1 pseudogene is annotated in these 1,244 nt (G+C 33.0%); it reads right to left on the minus strand.

Going from position 1 to position 1,244, the window contains the following annotated elements:
* Positions 1 to 1,238: pseudogene (ltrA, locus tag J4P91_RS28655) on the minus strand (group II intron reverse transcriptase/maturase); the annotation flags it as partial.
* Between the last annotated feature and the right edge of the window lie 6 nt (positions 1,239 to 1,244).

Consider the following 1,244-nt stretch of genomic DNA (forward strand, 5'->3'; position numbering starts at 1 on the left):
CGATTGAACAAGGTTTTCGAGAGACGAAAGGCTATTTCAGCAAAGTCTATATTTACATGTGTTGCGATTCTGTAATAGTTTTTTATACCAAGCACATAAGAGTTATAATCCTGTACTGTTTTTGCTGATGGACTCTTTTGAATTGCTTTAATCCTTGTTTTTGATTTTTCAAGGATTTCCTTCTTCTTTTTCTCGCTTACATGTGTGTTTGCCACATATCTTTTGCGCTTTTTAACAGATTTGATAGAGAACCCTAGAAAATCTGAAGATTTTCTTTTTAGGTTAGTTATAGTTGATTTTTCATTAGATATATTAAGGTTTAATTGATTTTTGAGATACCCTTCCACTGCATGGAATATTTTAGTTGCAGATTGATGATTATTGGTAAATATTTTAAAATCATCTGCATATCTGACTATATGCATTTTTTTCAATTATGCTTTTGACAACAATTGATTTTTGGTTTCTATTGTATATGGTTTCCTTGTTTTAATATTCTCCCACTGACTAGATATCCACCAATCCAAATCGTTTAATACAACATTACTAAGTAATGGGCTTAGGATTCCTCCTTGCGGAGTTCCTTTTGTGGGAATGCCTTCTCCTTTGATTGGTGCTTTTAACATTTTTGAGATAATTGTCAGTACTCTTTTATCAGTTATACCTATGTTGTATAGTTGTTTCAACAATTTGGAATGGTTTACGTTGTCAAAGAAACCTTGTATATCAATATCTACTACGTGACTAAATCTCCCTCTGTTTATCAAGTATTGACACCTAGCCATTGCATGGTGTGTTGACCTGTTGGGTCTGAATCCGTATGAATGCTTGTAAAATTTTGCTTCGCATATTGGTTCTAGAACCTGTTTGAACATTTGTTGAACCAATCTATCTCTCATTGTAGGGATGCCTAATGGTCGTTTCTTTCCATTTGGTTTAGGTATTTCTACCCTACGTACCGTATTTGGCTTGTAATCTACGAGAGCTTTTCTTATGTTATCAACGAAGAAATCTACATCTTTCATTTTGTAGTGGTCAATGTTGATACCATCTGTTTCTTCAGTTTTAGAGCCAGTGTTAGCCTTTATGTTTCTATATGCCAGTAGAATATTTTCTTTTGATACGATATGTTTATATAAATTTATACCTTTAGTAGCATTATTTTTGCTACGTTGATATAAATCATCGAACACTTTTTGCATATCGTAATATTCTGCATGTCGTAATGTTGTACTCACCGATGT

It is taken from the genome of Bacillus sp. XF8 (assembly GCF_017498755.1).
In the GTDB taxonomy this organism is placed as follows: Bacteria; Bacillota; Bacilli; order Bacillales; family Bacillaceae_G; genus Bacillus_A; species Bacillus_A bingmayongensis.